16 protein-coding genes, 1 tRNA gene and 1 pseudogene are annotated in these 22,040 nt (G+C 62.2%); 16 read left to right on the top strand and 2 right to left on the bottom strand.

The window, feature by feature from the left end:
* From ACN2C7_RS10910 to ACN2C7_RS10875, 8 genes are all read left to right on the top strand, one after another.
* The gene (locus ACN2C7_RS10910) at nucleotides 1-309 is read left to right on the top strand and encodes a hypothetical protein (RefSeq protein ID WP_419316960.1); all 309 of its coding nucleotides are present in this window, start codon (nucleotides 1-3) and stop codon (nucleotides 307-309) included.
* Between the two features lie 75 nt (nucleotides 310-384).
* Complete coding sequence (locus tag ACN2C7_RS10905; protein WP_419316959.1) at nucleotides 385-732, top strand: hypothetical protein; 348 nt, start codon at nucleotides 385-387, stop codon at nucleotides 730-732.
* Complete coding sequence (locus ACN2C7_RS10900) at nucleotides 729-1,085, top strand: hypothetical protein (RefSeq protein ID WP_419316958.1); 357 nt, start codon at nucleotides 729-731, stop codon at nucleotides 1,083-1,085. The genes ACN2C7_RS10905 and ACN2C7_RS10900 overlap by 4 nt, the downstream gene beginning before the upstream one ends.
* Nucleotides 1,086-1,269: 184 nt before the next feature.
* Nucleotides 1,270-1,623, top strand: coding sequence for a hypothetical protein (locus ACN2C7_RS10895; protein ID WP_419316957.1), 354 nt, complete (start codon nucleotides 1,270-1,272; stop codon nucleotides 1,621-1,623).
* A gap of 306 nt (nucleotides 1,624-1,929) precedes the next feature.
* A complete protein-coding gene (locus ACN2C7_RS10890; protein WP_419316954.1) occupies nucleotides 1,930-4,959 on the top strand; it encodes a type I restriction endonuclease subunit R in 3,030 nt (1,009 codons plus the stop codon).
* A 1-nt stretch (nucleotide 4,960) separates the two neighbouring features.
* Nucleotides 4,961-6,214: a restriction endonuclease subunit S gene (locus tag ACN2C7_RS10885; RefSeq protein ID WP_419316953.1), complete on the top strand. Its 1,254-nt coding sequence runs from the start codon at nucleotides 4,961-4,963 to the stop codon at nucleotides 6,212-6,214.
* Nucleotides 6,215-6,217: 3 nt separating this feature from the next.
* Nucleotides 6,218-7,333 carry an AAA family ATPase gene (locus ACN2C7_RS10880; protein WP_419316951.1) on the top strand — a complete coding sequence of 372 codons (1,116 nt, stop codon included), beginning with the start codon at nucleotides 6,218-6,220 and terminating at the stop codon, nucleotides 7,331-7,333.
* A 5-nt stretch (nucleotides 7,334-7,338) separates the two neighbouring features.
* Entirely contained in the window at nucleotides 7,339-8,976 is a 1,638-nt protein-coding gene (locus ACN2C7_RS10875) for a type I restriction-modification system subunit M (RefSeq protein ID WP_419316949.1), read from the top strand.
* A 793-nt stretch (nucleotides 8,977-9,769) separates the two neighbouring features.
* On the opposite strand, the gene ACN2C7_RS10870 is transcribed toward ACN2C7_RS10875, so the two are convergent.
* A tRNA-Asn gene (locus tag ACN2C7_RS10870) sits at nucleotides 9,770-9,844 on the bottom strand.
* 293 nt (nucleotides 9,845-10,137) lie between these two features.
* Between ACN2C7_RS10870 and ACN2C7_RS10865 the strand changes: the two genes are divergently transcribed.
* The 7 genes and pseudogenes from ACN2C7_RS10865 (at nucleotide 10,138) to ACN2C7_RS10835 (ending at nucleotide 19,648) form a co-directional block, all read left to right on the top strand.
* A complete protein-coding gene (locus ACN2C7_RS10865) occupies nucleotides 10,138-10,710 on the top strand; it encodes a protein-L-isoaspartate O-methyltransferase family protein (RefSeq protein WP_419316948.1) in 573 nt (190 codons plus the stop codon).
* A gap of 150 nt (nucleotides 10,711-10,860) precedes the next feature.
* Nucleotides 10,861-12,297, top strand: a complete 1,437-nt coding sequence (locus ACN2C7_RS10860; RefSeq protein WP_419316947.1) for a TolC family outer membrane protein — start codon at nucleotides 10,861-10,863, stop codon at nucleotides 12,295-12,297.
* 129 nt (nucleotides 12,298-12,426) lie between these two features.
* Nucleotides 12,427-12,954, top strand: coding sequence for a DUF2497 domain-containing protein (locus ACN2C7_RS10855; RefSeq protein ID WP_419316946.1), 528 nt, complete (start codon nucleotides 12,427-12,429; stop codon nucleotides 12,952-12,954).
* 150 nt (nucleotides 12,955-13,104) lie between these two features.
* Complete coding sequence (locus tag ACN2C7_RS10850) at nucleotides 13,105-15,945, top strand: valine--tRNA ligase (RefSeq protein WP_419316945.1); 2,841 nt, start codon at nucleotides 13,105-13,107, stop codon at nucleotides 15,943-15,945.
* A gap of 633 nt (nucleotides 15,946-16,578) precedes the next feature.
* A pseudogene (locus ACN2C7_RS10845) lies at nucleotides 16,579-16,778 on the top strand (hypothetical protein); the annotation flags it as partial.
* A 732-nt stretch (nucleotides 16,779-17,510) separates the two neighbouring features.
* A complete protein-coding gene (locus ACN2C7_RS10840; protein ID WP_419316943.1) occupies nucleotides 17,511-19,262 on the top strand; it encodes a class I adenylate-forming enzyme family protein in 1,752 nt (583 codons plus the stop codon).
* Between the two features lie 20 nt (nucleotides 19,263-19,282).
* Nucleotides 19,283-19,648, top strand: coding sequence for an iron chaperone (locus ACN2C7_RS10835; RefSeq protein WP_419316942.1), 366 nt, complete (start codon nucleotides 19,283-19,285; stop codon nucleotides 19,646-19,648).
* A 22-nt stretch (nucleotides 19,649-19,670) separates the two neighbouring features.
* On the opposite strand, the gene ACN2C7_RS10830 is transcribed toward ACN2C7_RS10835, so the two are convergent.
* Nucleotides 19,671-21,155 carry an amidase gene (locus tag ACN2C7_RS10830; protein ID WP_419316941.1) on the bottom strand — a complete coding sequence of 495 codons (1,485 nt, stop codon included), beginning with the start codon at nucleotides 21,153-21,155 and terminating at the stop codon, nucleotides 19,671-19,673.
* Nucleotides 21,156-21,255: 100 nt separating this feature from the next.
* On the opposite strand from ACN2C7_RS10830, the gene ACN2C7_RS10825 reads away from it, so the two are divergent.
* On the top strand, nucleotides 21,256-21,987 hold the full coding sequence (locus tag ACN2C7_RS10825) for a TlyA family RNA methyltransferase (RefSeq protein ID WP_419316940.1): 732 nt from the start codon (nucleotides 21,256-21,258) through the stop codon (nucleotides 21,985-21,987).
* The last annotated feature ends 53 nt before the right edge of the window (nucleotides 21,988-22,040 follow it).

Here is a 22,040-nt window from a genome sequence, read left to right as displayed (position 1 = left end):
GTGACCTATCCCGTAAACACCGACAAGGATCTGACGGGCGCTGGCTCGACCGATTGGATCAAGTTCTCGGGCGGCCTGTCTGTCCAAGTCACCGGGGTTGCTACGGCGATCACCGGGACCGTTCAACGGTCGACCAGGGATCCGGCCGGCGCGCCGAACACCGCCGTCGTCGCGCCGATCACCGGCAACCCATCGACCGGGATCGCGCCGGCATTCTTCAACGAGCCTGGCGTCGCCTGGTGGCGCGTCGACGTCTCGGCTCTAACCGGGGCCGGGGCGACGGTGGCGATCACCGGCTCGGGAGCCTGAAACTCGACCGCAAGCCGATACGCATGAGCCTCCCTTCGTCAGCGGGCCTAGCTCGCACCGTGGGGAGGGCGGGCTATGCCCGACAAGTGGGCGAACCTCGATCTTGGTCTCGGAATCGCCGGCGCGATCGGCGGGCTCCTCACGGGACTGCATGTCCTGGTTTCCAGGCTTCTCGCCCCCGATCGCCCTCGCGGTCGCGAGCTCATCCGCGCCTTCTATGACTTCGTCATGGGGATCGTGGTCGGGTTCGCGGCCGCAATCACGTTCGCCCCCGGCGTCGCCAAGGCGATCCCCTGGTTCGGAGATCAGGGCGCATTCGCTTGGGCGCTGGCGATCGGGATGCTCGCGTTCCGGCTCTTTCCGATCGTGCTCAGCGAAGGCCCCAAGGTCTTCAAACGCTTCCTCGGCGGGGTGTCGAAGTGATCGCGAACCTGACCTTGCTCGACCTGGTCGCCGTCGCCGTTCTGGTGATCGGGGCCTTCTTCATCGGTTGGCGCGCGTCGGCGCTGGATCCGAAGGCCTCGGGCTTCCCGGCCGCCCATTGGATCGTTCGCGCTGCGATCGACCTGGTCGCGATCGCGCTCGCCTTCCGGGCCGCCCTGGTGCTCTTCGCCAAGATCCACGTCCAGCCGGCCGACCTGTTCACCTACGCCGCCGTCGCGGTGTCGGCCGTCGCCTTGCTCGCGAACGTCGTTCGCCAGCGGCCGCCCAATCCTTCCTCCTCGAAGGCTCCGCCGGGTCCGCCCCGGCTGATCGCTGGCGGTCGCCGAGACTGATCCTCCTCCCTGCAACTGGGGTCGCCTCGCTGGCGGCCCCGTTTTTTTGAGCCCCTATGGCTCTTAATGCGGACGCGACGGGGCTCGTCCGATTCAAGCTTGATAAGCCGCCGAAGGCGGATTCCCGAAAAGCTGTGTAAATTTGGAGTCGACCGCTCAGGTTGCGTTCGGTTAGCGTTGGGTCATGGGCGACGTGCATTACATGAACCCAACGAACGCCGACGAGGGGATCCGACGTCGCGCCTTCCGAGAACGGGAGCGCGCGAGGCGTCGAGCCGTGAAGGCAGAGGAGCACGCGCGGCGCCGCGAGATCTGGACGGCCGAGATCGAGCGTCGCGAGCTAAATCGGACCGCCCGCTTGGTCGCCGGCGAGGCGCGATTCTCGCCCGGCGCACTGATGGCCTGGAAGGTCGCCTTCGCGCCTGTGTGGGTGATCTACATTCTCGGCGGGATCGCTGGCGTCGTCGTGCAGATCTACATCGTCGGCTATTTGGCGTGGAAGGCTGTCACCTGGATCCTGCACGTCATCGGCGCGTAGCAGCGTACAGAGGACGTCCAGCGCCAAACATCTGGTCGCTCAGCGCCACGCCGATGGACGCCCTCAAGCGGCCGTTGGCAACTTCCGACAAGGATGGAGGAAAGAGGTCTCTGCGCACAGGAACCCCGCTAGTCCGCTTAGCGCCATAAGCGGCCATTGCCTCCACGCCGAGCGCAGGACTGACAATGAGCGGAAGAACCATTTGCTGGCTGCAACTTATTGGTTTGCCTTTGCCGGGGCTCGCATTCGTTCCAAGCGTCGGCTAGTCAGTGGTTCGCTCCAGCTCAGGGACGTTGACGCCTCTCAATGACGATGATCACAGCGGAACGGCATCTCGAAGAAGCGCTCCTCACGAAGCTTCATGACCTGAAGTACACGCTTCGGCCAGACATCCGTGACCGGGCCGCGCTTGAAGCCAATTTCAGGGAGAAGTTCGAAGCGCTCAATCGCGTCACGCTCACGGATGGCGAGTTTCAGCGGCTGCTGGAAGAGATCGTGACTGCAGATGTGTTCGCCGCATCTCGAACCTTGCGCGAGCGGAATGATTTTACGCGCGATGACGGCACTCCGCTCAACTATACCCTCGTCAACATAAAAGATTGGTGCAAGAATTCTTTCGAAGTTGTCAATCAGCTTCGCATCAATACGGACAACAGTCATCACCGATATGACGTGATTTTGCTTATCAACGGCATCCCCGTCGTCCAAATCGAATTGAAGACGCTCGGAATAAGCCCTCGCCGCGCGATGGAGCAGATCGTCGAATACAAGAACGATGCTGGAAACGGCTATACGAAAACGATCCTGTGCTTTCTTCAAATTTTTGTCGTTAGCAACCGAGACCGAACTTTCTATTTCGCTAACAACAATGCCCGCCACTTCGCCTTCAATGCTGAAGAACGCTTTCTGCCGGTTTACGAGTTTGCCGATGTAAATAACAAGAAGATCGTCCATCTCGACAGCTTCGCCGAGAGCTTCCTCGTCAAATGCACCCTCGGCCAAACGATCAGCCGCTACATGGTTCTTGTAGCAAGCGAGCAGAATCTGCTCATGATGAGGCCATATCAAGTCTACGCGGTGAAAGCGATTGTAGACTCCATCGCACAGGACTGCGGCAACGGTTACATCTGGCACACCACCGGCAGCGGCAAGACGCTGACCTCCTTCAAGGCCTCGACCCTGCTGAAGGATAACCCGGATATCGAAAAATGCCTGTTTGTGGTGGACCGTAAGGATCTAGATCGTCAGACGCGCGAAGAGTTTAACAAATTCCAGGAAGGGTGCGTTGAGGAAAACACCAACACTGCATCCCTCGTGCGCCGCCTTCTGTCAGACGACTATGCCGACAAGGTCATCGTCTGCACTATCCAGAAGCTAGGTCTTGCGCTTGACGAGAACAGTACGCGTAACAAACAACAAAAAAGAGATGGCAAAAAAAGCTTCAAGGAGCAATTGGAGCCCCTGAGCGACAAGCGGATCGCCTTCATCTTCGACGAATGCCATCGGTCGCAGTTCGGCGACAACCACAAAGCGATCAAGGCGTTTTTCCCTCGGGCGCAGCTCTTCGGGTTCACCGGAACGCCGATCTTCGATCAGAACGCCGCGCAGCAGAAAATCGAAGATACCCAAGCCAGCATGAAGACGACGGAAGACCTCTTCCAGAAGCGCCTTCACACCTACACGATCACCCACGCCATCGAGGATGGAAACGTCCTTCGATTCCATGTCGACTACTTCAAACCGCAGGGCAAGGCGCTGCCCAAGCCGGGCGAACCTCTGGCGAAGCGGGCGGTCATCGACGCAGTTCTGTCAAAGCACGACACGGCAACCGGTCAGCGCCGGTTTAATGCCCTGCTAGCTACGGCGTCGATCAATGACGCCATCGAGTATCATGCGCTTTTCAAGACCATGCAGGCCGAGAAGCAAGCCGCCGATCCTAGCTTCCAGCCGTTGAACATCGCCTGCGTCTTCTCCCCGCCCGCCGAAGGCGACGCTGATGTGAAGCAGCTTCAAGAAGACCTACCTCAGGAGAAGGAGGACAACGCGGTCGAGCCGGAGAAAAAGAAAGAGGCCTTGAAATCCATCCTGGCTGACTACAACGCCCACTATGGCGCCAACCACAAGATCAGCGAGTTCGACCTTTACTACCAGGATGTGCAGAAACGTATCAAAGATCAGAAGTGGCCGGACGCCGATCTGAGGACAGCTTACCCCAACCAGCCTCACCACAAGATCGACATCACGATCGTGGTCGACATGCTTCTGACGGGCTTTGACTCGAAGTTCCTGAACACCCTCTACGTCGATAAGAACCTGAAGCATCACGGCTTGATCCAGGCCTTCTCGCGCACCAACCGCGTGCTGAACGCCACCAAGCCCTATGGCAATATCCTTGACTTCCGCCAGCAGCAGGACGCGGTCGATGCAGCCATTTCGCTGTTCTCCGGCGAGGCCGCTGCCGAAAAGGCCCGCGAAATCTGGCTGGTCGACAAGGCGCCGGTGGTCATCCGGAAACTAGAAGCCGCAGTCCAGAAGCTCGATACATTTATGAAGTCCCAGGGCCTCGACAGCGCCCCCGCCGCCGTGCCCAATCTCAAGGGCGACGCCTCTCGTGCGGCGTTCATCGAGCTTTTCAAGGAGGTCCAGCGGCTCAAGACCCAGCTGGACCAGTACACCGACCTGACGTCCGAAAACGCTGCCACGATCGAGCGCATCCTGCCCCGCGACAACCTTCTGGGCTTTCGCGGGGCCTATCTGGAAACAGCTCAGCGCCTTCGGGCGCAGCAGGGCAACGGCACTGACAAGCCCTCGCAAGACGTCGACCAGCTTGACTTCGAGTTTGTGCTCTTCGCATCGGCCGTCATCGACTACGACTACATCATGGGCCTGATCGCCCGCTATTCAGAGGCGACACCCGGCAAGCAAAAGATGAGCCGCGATCAGCTCATCGGCCTGATACAATCCGACGCCAAGTTTATGGACGAGCGTGAGGATATCGCCGCCTATATCGCCACTCTTAAGGTCGGGGAGGGCCTAAGCGAGAAGGCCATCCGAGAAGGCTACAGTCGTTTCAAGGCGGAAAAGAACGCTGCGGAACTCGCGAGCATAGCGAGCAACCACGGACTGGCCACAGTGGCACTGCAAGGCTTTGTCGACACCATCTTGCAACGCATGATCTTTGATGGCGAGACGCTGACCGACCTACTGGAGCCCCTTGGCCTGAACTGGAAGGCGCGGCGGGTTGAGGAGTTGGACCTCATGGCCGACCTGATCCCGCTGCTGCTCAAGCGCGCCGGTGGGCGCGAGATTTCGGGGCTGAGCGCTTATGAGCAATAGAGTGAAATCGTCAGAGATGGGCGGCGGGGTTGCGCTGGTGCCGAAGCTGCGGTTTCCGGAATTCCAGAATTCCGGAGATTGGGAGCCAAAGCGCTTGGGCGCGTTTTTCTCACAGAGGGAACAAGTTGAAAGTATAAATCTTCGCCTTCTGTCCTTGACTAGTAAGGAAGGCGTTATCCCGCAGGAAGATAGCAATAGAAAAAACAGCTCAAGCAGTGATTTAGGTAAATATCTCCGCGTTATGCCTAATGATATTGTCTATAATACAATGCGCATGTGGGAGGGTAGGAGTGCGCTATCGCATCTTGAAGGCATTGTCAGTCCGGCTTACACTGTTTGCATCCCCAATATTGATGCAAACAGTACCTTCTTTTCCCACTACTTCAAAACACCGCAACTTATTGCTCAGTTTGCACGATATTCGCAGGGACTTGTCAAAGATACACTTAACTTAAAGTTCAATTCGTTTTCTCGAATAATTGCCGTAACACCCGCGAAGCTTCTTGAGCAACAAAAGATCGCCGAATGTCTGGACTCAATGGACGCGTTGGTTGACGCGCAAGGACTGAAGGTGGAGGCGCTGAGAACCCAAAAAAAGGGTCTGATGCAGCAACTTTTCCCCCAGGACGGCGAAACCAAACCCCGCCTCCGCTTCCCCGAGTTTGAAGGAGTTGGGGAGTGGGATGAGCGAAAGGTCGGTAGCATTTGCGATATTCAACGCGGAAAGTTTTCTCATCGCCCGCGCAACGATCCAGCCTTTTTTGGTGGAGAGTACCCATTTATCCAAACTGGCGATGTTGTTAAGTCTGCAGGCGGAGCGGTTGTTGGCAGTCAGTCACTCAACGATAGGGGCTTGTCGGTCAGCAAGCTCTTTGAGCCAACGATTGTCCTGATCACGATAGCAGCAAACATCGGAGACACCGGCCTCCTCACGACGGCCGCATGTTTCACTGACAGTGTCGTTGGATTGATTCCGAGAAGGGAAGTGATTCCGGTTTTTCTCGAATTGATTATGCGAGGAAGGAAAGACTATTTGAACAAGGTCGCTACTACTGGCGCCCAAAAAAATATCAACAACGATATTCTCCGGGAAGTCGATGTTTATCTTCCCTCCGTTCCAGAACAACAGCGCATCTCTGACTGCCTCACCTCGCTCGACGACGTCATTGCCGCCGAAACCCGAAAGCTTGACAGGCTCAAGACGCACAAGAAGGGGCTGATGCAGCAGCTCTTTCCCCAGGTCGGGGAGGTTTGAACAATGCCGGATGCGATCTTTGCTGACCTGCCCGCGCTGGCACGGCACGTGCGTGAGGAGCTTGAGGCGAAAAAGTCCGTTCTGATCTATGCCTATAACGGCACGGGCAAGACCCGACTGTCTGCTGCGTTCAAGGACCTGGGTAAGGTGGTAAACGCCGATGGCGAGACCACTGCTCAGGACACGCTTTACTTCAACGCTTTCACAGAAGACCTGTTCTTCTGGGACAATGATCTGGCGAACGACCGTGCACGCGTGTTGAAGATTAATAGCGACTCGCAGTTTTTCGCAGGTCTGGGCGAACTGGAGATGGACAACCGTATCCGCCCTCTTCTGAACCGCTATTCCGATTTCGCCTTTAGGATCGATCCAACTGAGTGGACGGTCAGATTCTCACGCGTGGTGGAAACGGCCGGTACGACCACGACGGTCGAGGACATCAAGATTTCCCGTGGCGAAGAGAATATCTTCATATGGTGCTTCTTCTTGGCCATTGTCCAACTCGCCCTTGATGAGGCCGAGGCTTACAAATGGGTCAAGTATATCTATATCGATGACCCCATATCATCTCTGGATGAAAGCAATGCGGTGATGGTTGCTCATCACCTTGCCCAGATGCTCAAGGACGCGCCGAACCGCATTCGTGTAGTCGTGTCGTCGCATCACGTGCTGTTCTTCAACGTGATTTGTAACGAGATGAGGAAACCGCGTGTGTACTTCTTGACCCGGCTAAAGCAGGCAGGCGGGCAAACTTTCAAGGTTCAAGAGACCGATAGCACGCCGTTCCTCTACCATTTGGCGTCGCTTGTCGAGATGCATCAAGCGCAAAAGTCTGGGGCGCTTTATACTCATCATTTCAACATGTTGCGCCGAGTTATGGAGCAATCGGCCGCCTTCTTTGGCTACGCCAAGTGGCATGACTGCATCAAGCCAGAGGCCGACGATCCGAACGAGACAATCTACAAGCGGGTCATCGATCTGATGAGTCATGGTGACTATTCGCTGTATGAGCCCCGTGAAATGATGCCAGAAAACAAAGAGCACTTTGGCAGTTTGCTGAAACAGTTCATCACGCGGCATCCGTTCAGTCCCGCCTTGTTTCCAGAGGATGCACAGTAAAGACCATGAACGACTCAATCCAAAAGCAACTTGGCAAGACGCTCTGGAATATCGCCGACACGCTGCGTGGTGCCATGCCCGCAGACGACTTCCGCGATTACATGCTGTCCCTACTGTTCCTGCGTTATCTCTCGGGCAATTACGAGGCGGCGGCGAAGCGGGAACTGGGCTCAGACTACCCCGATCTTCCCGAAGATGTGCTGAGCCGCACAGGCGCGAGCACACCCCTGCAAGCTTGGTATCAGGACAATCCCAACGACGTCGCAGAATTCGAGAAGCAGATGCGCCGAAAGGTTCACTACGTGATCCAGCCATCATATCTGTGGAACAACATCGCCGATCTAGCCCGTAGGCAGAGCGACGAACTGCTGCTAACACTGCACGAATGCTTCAAGTATATCGAGAACGAATCATTTGAGAGCACGTTCAGCGGACTGTTTTCGGAGATCAATCTTTACTCCGAAAAGTTAGGAAAGACACAAACAGAAAAAAACAAGAAGCTCTGCGCCGTCATTGCGGAGATCGCGCGCGGGCTATCTGATTTTCCGTCTCATGTTGATGCTTTAGGCGATGCTTATGAGTACTTGATTGGCCAGTTTGCCGCTGGCTCCGGCAAAAAGGCGGGTGAATTCTACACGCCGCAGCAGATTTCGGACATCTTGTCAGCAATCGTAACACTGGACAGCCAAGATCCCGCGACAGGCCAAAAGGACCGCCTCGCGAGCGTTCTTGACTTAGCCTGTGGCTCAGGTTCGCTACTCCTCAACGTGCGCAAGCGTATGGGTGCGCATGGGATCGGCAAAATTTTCGGGCAAGAGAGCAACATCACCACTTACAACCTCGCCCGTATGAACATGCTGTTGCACGGGGTGAAGGACACCGAGTTCGAGATTTTCCACGGCGACACCCTGGCCAATGACTGGGACATCCTGCGCGAGTTGAACCCGGCCAAGAAACCCGCCTTTGACGCCATCGTTGCGAACCCGCCGTTCAGCCTCCGATGGGAGTCTTCCGAGGCGATGGGCGAAGATGTACGGTTCAAGAACTACGGGCTAGCCCCGAAGTCGGCCGCCGACTTCGCCTTCCTGTTGCACGGTTTCCACTATCTGAAGGATGAGGGTGTGATGGCCATCATCCTGCCCCACGGCGTCCTGTTCCGGGGCGGTGCCGAAGAACGTATCCGTACTAAGCTGTTGAAAGACGGCCACATCGACACAGTGATCGGCCTACCTGCAAACCTATTTTATTCGACCGGCATCCCAGTCTGCATCCTTGTGCTCAAAAAGTGCAAGAAGCCGGATGACGTACTTTTCATCAATGCGGCAGAGCACTTCGCAAAGGAAAAGCGCCAAAACCAGCTCACCGACGAGCACATCGAAAAGATTATTGAGACCTACCAATTCCGCAAAGAAGAGGACCGCTACTCCAAGCGTGTGAGCATGGAGCGGATTGTTGAGGAAGGCTACAACCTCAACATCTCTCGCTACATCAGCACGGCCGTAGGTGCAGACGAGATCGACCTGGCGGCTACACACGAGGAGTTAGTTTCGATCGAAAAGCGGATCTTGGATGTTACGATCAAGCATAACGAATTTCTGAAAGCCCTTGGCTTGGCCACCTTGCCGGCCTCCTTGACCCATTAATTTCGACTAAGGCGCACCGTGCTGTGTGTTTTTTTGCCCCGGCCCTAGAGCATACGTTCACGAGGTCTGAAAAGAGTCGGACTTGGTTCGAGAGACTGGGACTTTCAACGTCTGCTATGGGCGGCAGCGGGCCTAAATCCCGCCCATAGGCGTGGCGCTGAGTGACCAGGTGTCTGCGCCCGCCGTCCAGTGTGCTGGCGCCCTGCAGCATCGCGTCAGGGAAGCCTGTGAGGCCGCTGCTGAAGGGTAGGGGCTTCGCCGGGCTTGTGACCGTTCGCCCGCTCATAGAACGTCGGCCTCGGCTCGGGCTTATCGGGCGCGCTCAGCAGTTCGAAACCGGCGCGAGGGTGGTGTCGGGCCAAAAAGACCACATGCCCGCGACACATGACCTTCCGACACCGCGCCTTCCTATTCCAAAGCGAATAGCGCGGCCCTAGGACCGTGATGACGACGCGCCAGTCGACCTCAAGCTCAAGGCGACAGGTGTCGCAGCGAGAGCGAAGTTTCCAGCCGGCCTTTGCCATCCGCTCAACGGTCTCGAAGGCCGGGCGAAGTTCGCTAACTGGAATACGATCTGGATTGCGGCCGCCCATGAGGCCGCGAACAGAAGCAGAACGTTGCGGGGCTGTCGAGTCGGGTTTGGATCGAAGCCACGTCGGCGACAGCGAATGTCGTTCGCCTGGTCCCGATTTTTCGGCCGCTATAGTTGGGTTACGATGTGGGGCGCAATGTAGGGCGCTCTCATCTCCACTCCTCCAAGGCCCCTTACCCATAAGGGCCTCGGGGGGAGAGGTGGCTCCGCGGGTAGGATTCGAACCTACGACCAGCCGGTTAACAGCCGGCTGCTCTACCACTGAGCTACCGCGGAACAGGTCGCCTCAGGAAGAGGCCGGGTGATAGCCGCCTCATTGACTCGGCGCAAGCGCCTTCGAACAAAAAAACAGCCCGGCTTGCGGCCGGGCTGTGGAAAGTCAGTGATGGTGGGGTGTCTTCAATGAAGACAGCTGAAAACTGCGCCTTTATGGTTAATCGGATCTTAATTTCAGCCACAACCAAAAGGTCGCAGCCCACCGTTCCGCGCCTTTGCAAGCGTTCGCATTGCCTTGGGGGGAGGGGCGGACCTATAAGCGGCGCGAACGTCTAGTCCGACCGAGGGATTCCATGAGCACCGATTTCGCCGCCGCGCGGCTGAACATGGTGGAAAGCCAGATCCGCACCGCCGACGTCACCGACCTGCCCTTGCAGGACGCGTTGCGCGTTGTAGCCCGCGAGGCTGTGGTCCCGGCCGGCAAGGCCTACCTGGCCTATGCCGACGCCGAGGTCGAATATGCACCCGGCCGCTGGCTGCTGCGCCCGCGCGACGTGGGCAAGCTGCTGCAATTTCTCAAGCCCCGCGCGGGCGAGAAGGCCCTGGCCATCGCCGCGCCCTATGCGGCGGCGGTTCTTGAGGCCATGGGGCTTTCGGTCACCCGTCTGGATGGCGACGATTTGAGCAGCCCGGCCGGCTTTGGCTATGACGTGATCATTTGCGAAGGTGCGGTCGGCGCGGCTCCGGTCGGCTGGACTAAGGCCCTGGCGGTCGGCGGCCGTCTGGGCGTTGTCGAACGGAGCGGCCCCGTGGGGCAGGCGACGATCTATGTGCATGCCGAAGAAGGCGTGGGCCGCCGCAACGTGTTCGACTCGACTCCGCCCTTGCTGGCGGGTTTTTCCGCCGAGCCCGGTTTCGCGTTCTAGCCCGAACCGGACGGGGTCTTTTTCGTTGTGGAAACATGCTCGCAACGTGAGCGTGAAAAAAGCTTAACTGGCGGCCGGTGGCGCTCAGCCCTACACGCGATCATATATAAGTGCGGGCGCGAGCTTCGCGTGTCTTGGGGATAGAACTTGATGTCGAATAGCCGTCGGGCCGGATTGTTGGCCGCCGCTTGCAGCTTGGGCCTGATGGCCGGCTTTGTGTCCGCCGCCCAGGCCGAGACGCTGACCAACGCTATCGCTCTTGCGTACCAGACCAATCCCACGCTGCAGCAACAGCGCGCCAGCCAGCGCGCCACCGACGAAAGCGTCGTGCAGGCCAAGACCGCTTTCCGGCCGACGGCCAGCCTTTCGGCTGACCTGACCGGGTCGCAGAGCGATCCCAGCGGCGGTACGCGCGTCGAGACCTCGGGCAGCGGCGCGACCCTGTCGATCAGCCAGCCGCTCTATACCGGCGGCAAGGCCAGCGCCAACCTGACCGCCGCAGAAGCCGATGTGCTGGCGTCGCGCGAAGGTCTTCGCAACATTGAGCAGAATGTCCTGATCGGCGTGATCCAGGCCTATGTGGATGTCCGCCGCGATCAGGAACGCCTGCGCATCTCGCAAGAGAATGTCGAGGTGCTGGGCCGGCAACTGGAAGAGTCCAACGCCCGCTTCGAAGTAGGCGAGATCACCCGCACCGACGTCGCCCAGTCGCAGGCGCGTCGCGCCGCGGCCCAGGCCGCGCTGAGCTCGGCCCAGGCCCAGCTTTCCGTCAGCCGCGCCAGCTATGCCGCGATCGTCGGCCAGAACCCGACCGATCTGGTCGCCGAGCCCTCGCTGGCCGCCTTGCTGCCGCCGACGGTGGAGCAGGCCTTCGACGCCGCCGAAAACAACAATCCGCAAGTCGCGGCCGCCCGTTTCAATGAACGCGCTGCGGCGGCCCGCGTCGCTTCGGCCCGCGCCTCGCGCCGTCCGAACGTGTCGGCCCGCGCTTCGCTGGGCTATGACGCCAGCGAGATCAATGGTCGTGGCGACCAGTTCGCCGACTATGACCGTCAGCTGACCGGGGCCGTCACCGCGTCGATCCCGCTGTTCACGGGCGGTCTGGTTTCCTCTCAGGTCCGCGCCGCCACCGAGCGCGAAAACGCCGCTCACATCGCCGTGGAAGGCGCCAAGCGCGCCGCCCTGCAGTCGGTGTCGAACGCCTGGAGCAATCTGCTGGCCTCGCGCTCGAACCTGGTTTCGAACGAGGAACAGGTCCGCGCCGCCCGTATCGCCTTCGAAGGCGTGCGTCAGGAGCAGCAGGTCGGTCTGCGCACCACGCTGGACGTCCTCAACGCCCAGCAGGAACTGCGCTCGGCCGAGCTGGCCCTGGTCTCGGCCCGTCGTGACGAATACGTCGCCAGCGCCGCCGTGCTGCAGGCCATGGGCGCGCTCGACATCGCCGCCCTGGCGCCGGACGTGTCCCGCTATGACCCCAAGACCTCGTACAACCGCGTCAACCACGCCCTGGGCTGGGTGCCGTGGGAGCCGGTGGTGCAGGTGATCGACAAGGTCGGAGCGCCCTCCACAAAGCCGTCCTCGAAGTAAGTCTCACCGCGTCGATTTCGCCCACCTGCGATCCTTGCGCTTGCTTAAGCTGCTCAAGTCTGCACCATCGGGGGTAAGCGCCCTTTGGGTGCGCAAGGATTCGTACCTCTTTACCGACGGCCCCCGCACATGTCCGACCAGAGCTCCCAAGAACCGACAATGGAGGAGATCCTCGCCTCCATCCGGCGCATCATCTCCGAAGATGACGCACCGGCGGAGCCCGAGGCGCCGGCTCCAGCACCGGCCCCTGCACCCGAGCCTGAACCTGAACCTGCGTATCAGGAGCCGGTTGAGGACGACGTGCTGGACCTGACCGATCCGATCGCACCCGAGCCGCTCGAGAGCGTCGGTGATCTGGACGTCTATTCGCCGCCGGCGCCCGAGCCGGAACCCGCCTACACGCCGCCCGCTCCGGCGTTCAATCGCGACGAAGTGGCCGACAACCTGGTTGGCGATCACGCCGCCGGTCTGGCCGCCAGCGCGTTCGGCAGCCTGAGCTCGGCCCTGCTGATGCCCAAGGACGGCCGCACCCTGGAAGACGTGGTGCGCGAACTGCTGCGCCCGCTGCTCAAGGAATGGCTCGACCAGAACCTGCCGCGCATCGTCGAGGCCAAGGTCGAGGAAGAAGTTCACCGCATCGCCCGCGGTCGCGGCTAAAACCGGGTCGCGCCCTGGCCCTGGCCGGGCGCGAACCTCGAAATCTGAAGGGGCGGTCGCTGTGGCGGCCGCCTTTTTCCGTTCAAATTCTTCCTGAATCCAGGTCGCCCGGTTTCGCGCGGCGGCCGCAGATGGCATACCCGCACCGCCATGCTTGACAAGACCTTCGATCCCAAAGCCGTCGAACCCCGCCTGTACGCCGCCTGGGAGGCCTCCGGGGCCTTCAAGCCCAGCGAGGACCCGAACGCCGAGCCGTTCGTGATCGTCATCCCGCCACCCAACGTGACGGGCTCGCTGCATATCGGCCACGCGCTGAACAACACGCTGCAGGACGTGATGACGCGCTTCCACCGCATGCGCGGCAAGGCCGCCCTGTGGCTGCCGGGCACCGACCATGCGGGTATCGCCACCCAGATGGTGGTTGAACGCCAGCTGGCCGCCGCCGGCAATGTGGGTCGCCGCGACATGGGCCGCGAGGCCTTCGTCGAGAAGATCTGGGAATGGAAGGCCGAGAGCGGCGGCACGATCGTCAACCAGCTGCGCCGACTGGGCGCCAGCTGCGACTGGTCGCGCGAGCGCTTCACCCTGGATGAGGGCCTGTCGGCCGCCGTCCGCAAGGTGTTCGTCCAGCTGTACAAGGACAAGCTGCTCTATCGCGACAAGCGCCTGGTCAACTGGGACCCACAGTTCCAGACCGCCATCTCCGACCTCGAGGTCGAGCAGAAGGAGGTCGACGGCGCCTATTGGCACTTCGCCTATCCGCTGGCTGACGGCGTCACCTATCAGCACCCCATCGCCTTCGACGACGAGGGCAGGGCCACCGAGTTCGAGACCCGCGACTATATCGTCGTGGCCACCACGCGCCCGGAGACCATGCTGGGCGACACCGGCGTGGCCGTTCACCCGACCGATGAGCGCTACAAGGACCTGGTGGGCAAGTTCGTGACCCTGCCGATCGTCGGTCGTCGCATCCCGATCGTCGCCGACGACTATGCCGACCCGACCAAGGGCTCGGGCGCGGTGAAGATCACCCCGGCCCATGACTTCAACGACTTCGGCGTCGGCAAGCGGGCAGGGCTGGAAGTCATCAATATCCTGACCGTCGAGGCCAAGCTGAATGACAGCGTCCCGGCCGACTATGTCGGCATGGACCGCTTCGTGGCGCGCAAGGCCATCGTCGCCCGCGCCGAGGGAGAGGGCTGGCTCAAGGAGATCGAGAAGACCAAGCACATGGTCCCGCACGGCGACCGTTCAGGCGTGGTCATCGAGCCCTTCCTGACCGACCAGTGGTACGTCGACGCCAAGACCCTGGCCCAGCCCGCGCTGAAGGCCGTCGAGAACGGCGACACCGTTTTCGAGCCCAAGCACTGGGAAAAGACCTATTTCGAATGGCTGCGCAACATCGAGCCCTGGTGCGTCTCGCGCCAGCTGTGGTGGGGCCACCGGATCCCGGCGTGGTTTGCGCACGTGAAGCGTGACCCGAACTCCAACTTCCTTACTGATCGCGGCAATCCTGAAATCTTTGTGGCGGAGACGGAAGCGGAAGCGATTGCGGAAGCGGCCGAGTATTTCGGCGCGAAGGTCGTTGTTGTTGCGAACGCCGCTGAGGCCGAGGAATTTGCGTTCCAAGAGATGACCCGGCCGGAATCAGATCGTCGCTGGCCGATCTATCGCGACGAAGACGTCCTCGACACCTGGTTCTCCTCCGCCCTGTGGCCGTTCTCGACCCTGGGCTGGCCGGAAAAGACCGAAGACCTGGCCCGTTTCTACCCGACCAGCACCCTGGTCACCGGCTTTGACATCATCTTCTTCTGGGTCGCCCGGATGATGATGATGGGCATCCACTTCATGGGCGAAGTCCCGTTCAAGCAGGTGTTCATCAACGCCCTCGTCCGGGACGAGAGGGGCGCCAAGATGAGCAAGTCCAAGGGCAATGTCCTGGACCCGCTGGTCCTGATCGACGAGCTGGGCTGCGATGCGGTGCGCTTCACCATGACGGCGATGTCGGGTCAGGCGCGCGACATCAAGCTCTCGAAGCAACGCATCGAAGGCTATCGCAACTTCGGCACCAAGCTGTGGAACGCCTCGCGCTTTGCCCAGATGAACGAGTGCGTTCGCGTCGAGGGCTTTGATCCCGCGACCGTCCAGCAGCCGATCAACAAGTGGATCCGCGGCGAGACGGTCAAGACCGTCGCCGAGGTGACGCGCGCCCTTGAGGCGCCGTCGTTCGATGCGGCGGCCAGCGCGCTCTACAAGTTCATCTGGAACGTGTTCTGCGACTGGTATCTGGAACTTGCCAAGCCGATCCTCAACGGCGATGACGCCGCCGCCAAGGCCGAGACCCGCGCCACCGCCGCCTGGGCTCTGGACGTGATCCTCAAGCTGCTGCACCCGGTGATGCCGTTCATCACCGAGGAGCTGTGGGACAAGACCGCCGAGTTTGGCCCCAAGCGCGACGGCATGCTGATCTCGGCCCAGTGGCCGGAGCTGCCGGACAGCTGGATCGACGCCGATGCCGAGGCCGAAATCGGCTGGCTGGTCGACACCGTCAGCGAGATCCGCTCGGTCCGCGCCGAGATGAATGTGCCCCCGGGCGCCAAGCCGCCGCTGACCCTGATCGGCGCCAGCGCCGAGACCAAGGCCCGCCTGGTCCGTCACCGCGACCTGCTGCTGACCCTGGCGCGCCTGGACAGCGCCCGCGAGGCCGACGCCCCGCCGACCGGCGCGGTGCCCTTCGTGCTGGGCGAAGCGACCGGCGCCCTGGCCATCGCCGAGTTCATCGACCTGGCGGCCGAGAAGGCCCGCCTGACCAAGGAAATCGCCGGCCACGCCGTCGACATCGACAAGGCCGCCAAGAAGCTGGGCAATCCCGACTTCCTGGCCCGCGCCAAGGAAGAGGCGATCACCGAAAACCGCGAACGCCTCGCCGAAGCCGAAGCGGCCAAGGCCAAGCTGGAAGCGGCGCTCTCGCGCCTCGCGGCGGTGGGGTAGGGGCCTGTCAGACAGCCGCCACGGTTCTATGAACTTGGGGCGGTTGTCAGGCCTCCGTGGCTGGACCCGGCCCGCCGGTTTGATCGATGGCCAGCGCCAGCCTGCGGTAGCCGGATAGCGGACGGTCACGACTTCCGAGAAGGGTGGAAACCGGACCCGCCTTCAGCCATCGTACTGGCCTCAGGCGAGTGCAGGCGATGATCCATCACAATCGCGAAGTTTGGTTTCGGCGCGTATGGCTATGGAGCTCGACAGTCGTTCATTGGAAGGGAGCGGCGGTCATTCTCGCGAGCTGCTTCGCTGGGGGCGTAGCCTTCTGGATTGGTGACGCGGTAGGTCTGCTGTGGCTAGGCCCTCTGGGACTAATCTTGGCCGTGGGGTGGGGCTTCGTCATGGCTGAGCGCCATATGGATCGCCCGCTCTAAGCGAACAACCGCTCAGGGTCGGAAGCAGATATTGGCGCCTGCCCCGAAAGCGGACGCCCCGCGTCGCGCTCATCCTTAAATCTCTTGGAGGCTGCAGCGTGCCGGACTGGAAAGGTCAGTCAAGGACCGCCTCCGGCGGCCGCGTCGCGGCGACGCGGAGCGTCGTCCTTGAGAGACCTTTCCAGTCCGGCGATCGTCTCGCCGTGAGATTTATGGATGGCTCCCTTCGGCGCGAAGGCGGGGCGGGACGCGCCTTTCCAATAAATCACCGTCATTCCCGCCCTTGTGGCGGGAACCCCTCTGTCCGCCGCAGGTGCGGGAGGGGCGAAGTGCGCGCGCACTTCGCTGGCGCTTCACGTGTCAGCTGAAACAGGGGTTCCCGCCACAAGGGCGGGAATGACGGGAGGTATGGGGATACGCCGCGCTGTATCCCCGTAGTTTCCGAAGCCGACCCCAACGAAATCAACGCTCTATAAAATAGTTGATCGCGCCAATCCTCGGAGCTCAAACCTCCCGCATAATCATAGCTGTCCCCGTCGCAGGGGGAGGGCGCCTGGTACCGGCCCAAAGCGGCGATGGGGATGGAGCTGAGCGGGGCCGCGACGCCCTGGAAGGCGGGTCGAGGTGTGCGGGCTGTCTCAGAAGGACGGACCAAACGCTGAGTGGCTCGTCGGCCGGGTGAACGCGGGTCGAAGAGGGCGAGGGATCGTAAACCCGCCTATCGCACATCGTCGGCGTCGAGACGGTTCGCCGATCGACGGGATGCGCGCCCGTACGGGGGCTCTTGGGTATCAGAGCTGAAACACGCTCGCTTGGCCCGATCCTCACGCAAGAACAGCTTCTGCGAAGCGGACAGGTCGAGCCGAAACGCAAAACACACATCACGGTCATCCGGGTTCGTCCCGGCCGCTTCGCGCCTCCCCACACCAACTCAGCGAGAGATCGCGTGAGGTGCCGCCTCATGCCTGCCAAGGGGGCTTAAGGCGCCACGGACATGGGCGCATTCCCCAAGGGTAAGTCGCATAACTTATCATTGTTCCCTTACGTCTCGAACAGACGTTTGCATCGCGCCGCCTGCTGTGCTTTCTCGCAACCGAACGCGCTCATTGAATAAGGCGCGACCACACCGGGAGAGTAACGATGACCCAGGCCACCCCCGCTTCCATCCCGTGGCCCGCCATGTCGGTTCAGCAGGCCTACGCCATGATCACCCAGCCGGGTACGGCGGGGGAAATGGAAGAGGTCGAGATCCGCGGCGTGAAGACCCGGGTCTGGAAAAATGCTCCGCCGACCCTGCGCGACACCCTGATCATGGGCCGCACCCATGGCGAAAAGATCTTCCTGATTCATGAGGACGAGCGGGTCAGTTTCGAGGCCTTTTATCGCGCCGTCACCGTCTTCGCCGCCGAGCTGGCCGCCAAGGGCGTGCAGAAGGGCGACCGCGTCGCCATCGTCATGCGCAACCTGCCCGAATGGCCGGTGGCCTTCTATGCCGCCCTGTCGATCGGCGCGATCGTCACGCCGCTGAACGCCTGGTGGACGGGCGCCGAGCTGGAATACGGCCTGCTGGATTCCGGCGCCAAGACCCTGGTGGTCGATGTCGAGCGCTATGAGCGCCTGACCGAGCACCTGCACAATTGCCCCGAGCTGCAATGCGTCTATGTGAGCCGGTCTCCCGAGGAGATCAGCCACCCCTATGTGACGCATCTGGAGACGGTGATCGGCGGTCCCAATGACTGGGCCGGGCTGGACGAGCAGCCCCTGTCGACCGTGCCGCTGACGGCCGACGACGACGCGACCATCTTCTATACGTCCGGCACCACGGGCAAGCCCAAGGGCGCCATCGGCACCCATCGCAACGTCAACAGCAACATCTTCGCCGCCGCCGCCGCCGGGGCGCGCAGCTTCCTGCGCCGGGGCGAGGCGCCGCCCGAGCCCGATCCCGATGGCCCGCAGCGCGGCTCGCTGATCTCGGTGCCGTTCTTCCACGCCACCGGCTGTTTCGCGGTGCTGAACCCCTCGCTGTTCGGCGGCGCCAAGATCGCCATGATCCGCAAGTGGGATCCCGACAAGGCCATGCAGCTGATCGAGGACGAACGCCTGACCCAGATCGGCGGCGTGCCGACTATCGCCTGGCAGATCATCGAGCATCCCAACCGCGAAAAGTACGACCTGTCGTCGGTCGAGGCCGTGTCCTATGGCGGCGCGCCCTCGGCGCCGGAGCTGGTGCGCAAGATCAAGGAAATCTGGCCCAAGGCCTCGCCGGGCAACGGCTGGGGCATGACCGAGACCTCGGCCACCGCCACCAGCAACTCGGCCGAAGACTATGAAAATCGTCCCGACAGCTGCGGCCCCGCCGTGCCCGTCACCGACCTGAAGATCATGACCGTCGAGGAGCCGCATCGCGAGCTGCCGATCGGCGAGGTGGGCGAGCTGTGGTGCCGTGGCCCGCAGGTGGTTCGCGGCTACTGGAACAAGCCCGAAGCCACCGCCCAGACCTTCATCGACGGCTGGGTGAAGACCGGCGATCTGGCCCGCCTCGACGCCGAGGGCTTCTGCTTCATCATCGACCGCGCCAAGGACATGCTGATCCGCGGCGGCGAGAACATCTATTGCATCGAGGTCGAGAACTGCCTCTACGACCATCCTGCGGTGATGGACGCGGCCCTGGTCGGCATCGAGCACAAGACCCTGGGCGAAGAGCCGGCGGCCGTGGTCACCCTCAAGCCGGGCGCCCATGCCACCGAGGCTGAGCTGCGGGCCTTTGTCGCCGAACGCCTTGCGGCCTTCAAGGTGCCGGTCAAGGTGGTGTTCTGGCACGAGACCTTGCCCCGCAACGCCAATGGCAAGATCATGAAGAACGAACTCAAGAAGGTGTTCGTCGAGGGGTAGACCCCTCTCCGGAGGCGACCATGGTCCAGTCGAAGGCGGCGAGCGTCGATGACTTCATGTCGGAGGTCTCGCCCGACCGCCGCCCGGCGCTGGACCGCCTTCGATCGCTGTGCCGCGAGACCTTCGGGGCCGACAGCGAGCTGATGGCGTTTGGCATGCCGGCCTATGGCGACGCCAGGGCCCCGTGGATCGCCTTCAACAGCCAGAAGCAGCATATCGCGCTCTATGCGGGGCAGGGGGCGATCGAGCGCTTCGGCGATCGCCTGGGCGCGGCCAGTTGCGGCAAGGGCTGCATTCGCTGGCGTAAGCCTGACAGGATGGACTTCGACCTCATTGCCGACATCCTGGCCGACGTGAAGGCGCGTGAGGCGAGCGGGTGCGCTTGACGCCCCCGCTCGCCCCGTCGCCCTAGAGCGAGGTCGGCGGCTTGCGATGGGCCCAGGGCTGGGCCGCCTCCAGCTGATAGGCCAGCTGGAACAACAGCTTCTCGGCGCCGATGCGGGCGGCGAAGTGAACCCCGACGGGCAGGCCCGTCGCCGTCCAGTGCAGGGGGACGCTCATAGCCGCAGCGCCGGCGACATTGTGCACCGGCGTATAGCCGACATAGTGCATCAGGCGGGCCTGCAGAGTATCGAACGGCACCGAGCCGCCGACGAAGCCCAGCTCGGCCGGCGGACTGCCCAGGACGGGCGACAGGATCACGTCATACTGGGTCAGCCAGGTGTCGTAGGCCTTGGCCGAGGCCTGCAGCCGGCCGACGGCAGCCTCGATGTCACCCGGCTTCAGGCCGGCGACCAGTTCGGCCATGCCCAGGGTGAAGGGCTCCAGCACCGTGGCGTCCGCCTTGCGGCCCATGGCCTTGCTGACGCCGGCTGCAAGTTCGGCCGCGCCGGTGGACCACAGGGCGGTGAAGTCCCGGCCAAACTGGGCTCCGTCCATGGGCCAGCGCGTGGGTTCGACATGATGCCCCAGGCTGGCCATCAGCTTGGCCGCGCCCTCGACGGCGGCAATGACCTCGGCGTCGGGCTTTTGGCCGGTGCCGGTCTCGAACAGCAGGCCGACCTTGAGGCGCTTCTTCAGCGGTTCGGTGACCACCCCGACCGGCGCAAAGGGCGAACCCGCCGCCGTGCGCTCGCTGGCCGCGAACAGGGCCGCCGAATCGCGCACGCTGTGGCTGACGCAATGGGCCACGGAGAGATCGACACCGCGGTCGCCCGGCCGGCCCTGGATCATCCGACCGCGCGAGGGCTTGAGACCGAACAGACCACAATTGGAGGCCGGGATGCGGATTGAGCCGCCGCCGTCGCTGGAATGGGCGAAGGGCACGATCCCGGATGCGGTCGCCGCCGCTGCGCCACCGGATGAACCGCCTGAGGAATGGTTCAGGTTCCAGGGATTGCGCGTGGGCAGAAAACCCATCGGCTCGGTCGTCGGCAGGAAGCCGTATTCCGGCGTCGTCGACTTGCCGATCACCACCAGGCCCGCCCGGTCATAGGCGTCGACAAAGGCGGTCTGCGCCTTTTCAGGCTGCGCGCCCATCGAACTGCGCGAGCCATAACGCGTTGGCAAGCCGGTATAGGCGTCCAGGTCCTTGATCAGGAAAGGCACGCCGGCGAACGGGCCGGAGAGCTGTCCCCCCTTGGCCTTGTCCATCGCGCGGTCGAAGTCGGAGGTGACGATGGCCCCGACCTTGGGCTGCAGGGCCTCGGCCTTGCGGATGGCCTCTTCGACCACCTCGGCGACGCTGACCTCCTTGCGACGGATGCGGCCGGCGATTTCGGTGGCGTCGGGCGTCCAGGCGGGCTGACTGGCGGACCTGGGCTTGGCCTCGACGGAGGGCGCGGCGGCGATCGCGGCAGAGGCGGCCAGCAGGCCGCGGCGACTGAAGTGCATGAAAATTCCTCCCAGGCGACCGGCGTCTTGGCGCGCCGGTGAACGGCGTTCAGTTGAACCTGAAGCGACCGCGACCGCAAGTCCGTGCTAGAGGCGGTCCATGACCCGTAGACGTGTAGATGTTCTGATGATGGAGCGCGGCCTGTTCGACAGCCGCGCCAAGGCCCGTGAGGCCATCGAGGCCGGACTGGTGCGCGCCGATGGCGTCGTCGTCCTCAAGCCCTCCGAGATGGTGGAAGAGCACGTGTCGATTCGCGCCTCGCTGGCCCATCCCTGGGTCGGGCGTGGCGCGCTGAAGCTGGTTCACGCCCTGGACCTCTGGCCCATTGCGGTCGAAGGCAAGGTGGCCATCGACGTCGGCGCCTCGACCGGCGGTTTCACCGAGGTGCTACTGTCGCGCGGCGCGGCCAAGGTCTATGCGGTCGATGTCGGGCGCGAGCAGCTGCATCACAGCCTGGTCAATGACCCGCGGGTGGTCGACCTGTCGGGCACCGACGCCCGCATCCTCGACACCAGCTGGATCGAGGAAGATCCCGAGCTGATCGTCAGCGATGTCAGCTTCATCTCGATGACCAAGGCGCTTCCCGCCGCCCTGGCCCTGGCGCCGGCGGGCGCCGACCTTGTCACCCTGGTCAAGCCGCAGTTCGAGGCGGGCAAAGGCCATGTCGGCAAGAACGGGCTGGTCAAGGATCCCCAGACGATCGCCCGGGTGCGCCGCGAGATCGTCGACTTTCTTGAAGAGGCGGGCTGGACCGTGATGGGCGAGGACGAAAGCCCGATCACGGGTGGCGACGGCCAGGTCGAGAGCCTGGTCTGGGCGCGCCGCCGATAGGAAACGGCCGCTCACGCGAGGCGAGCGGCCGTCTGCCGTGCAGTCAGGTCAAG

It is taken from the genome of Caulobacter sp. ErkDOM-E (assembly GCF_048541895.1).
Classification (GTDB): domain Bacteria; phylum Pseudomonadota; class Alphaproteobacteria; order Caulobacterales; family Caulobacteraceae; genus Caulobacter.
Note: the sequence above shows the minus strand (reverse complement) of the source record. Positions and strands in the feature narration are given on the sequence as shown.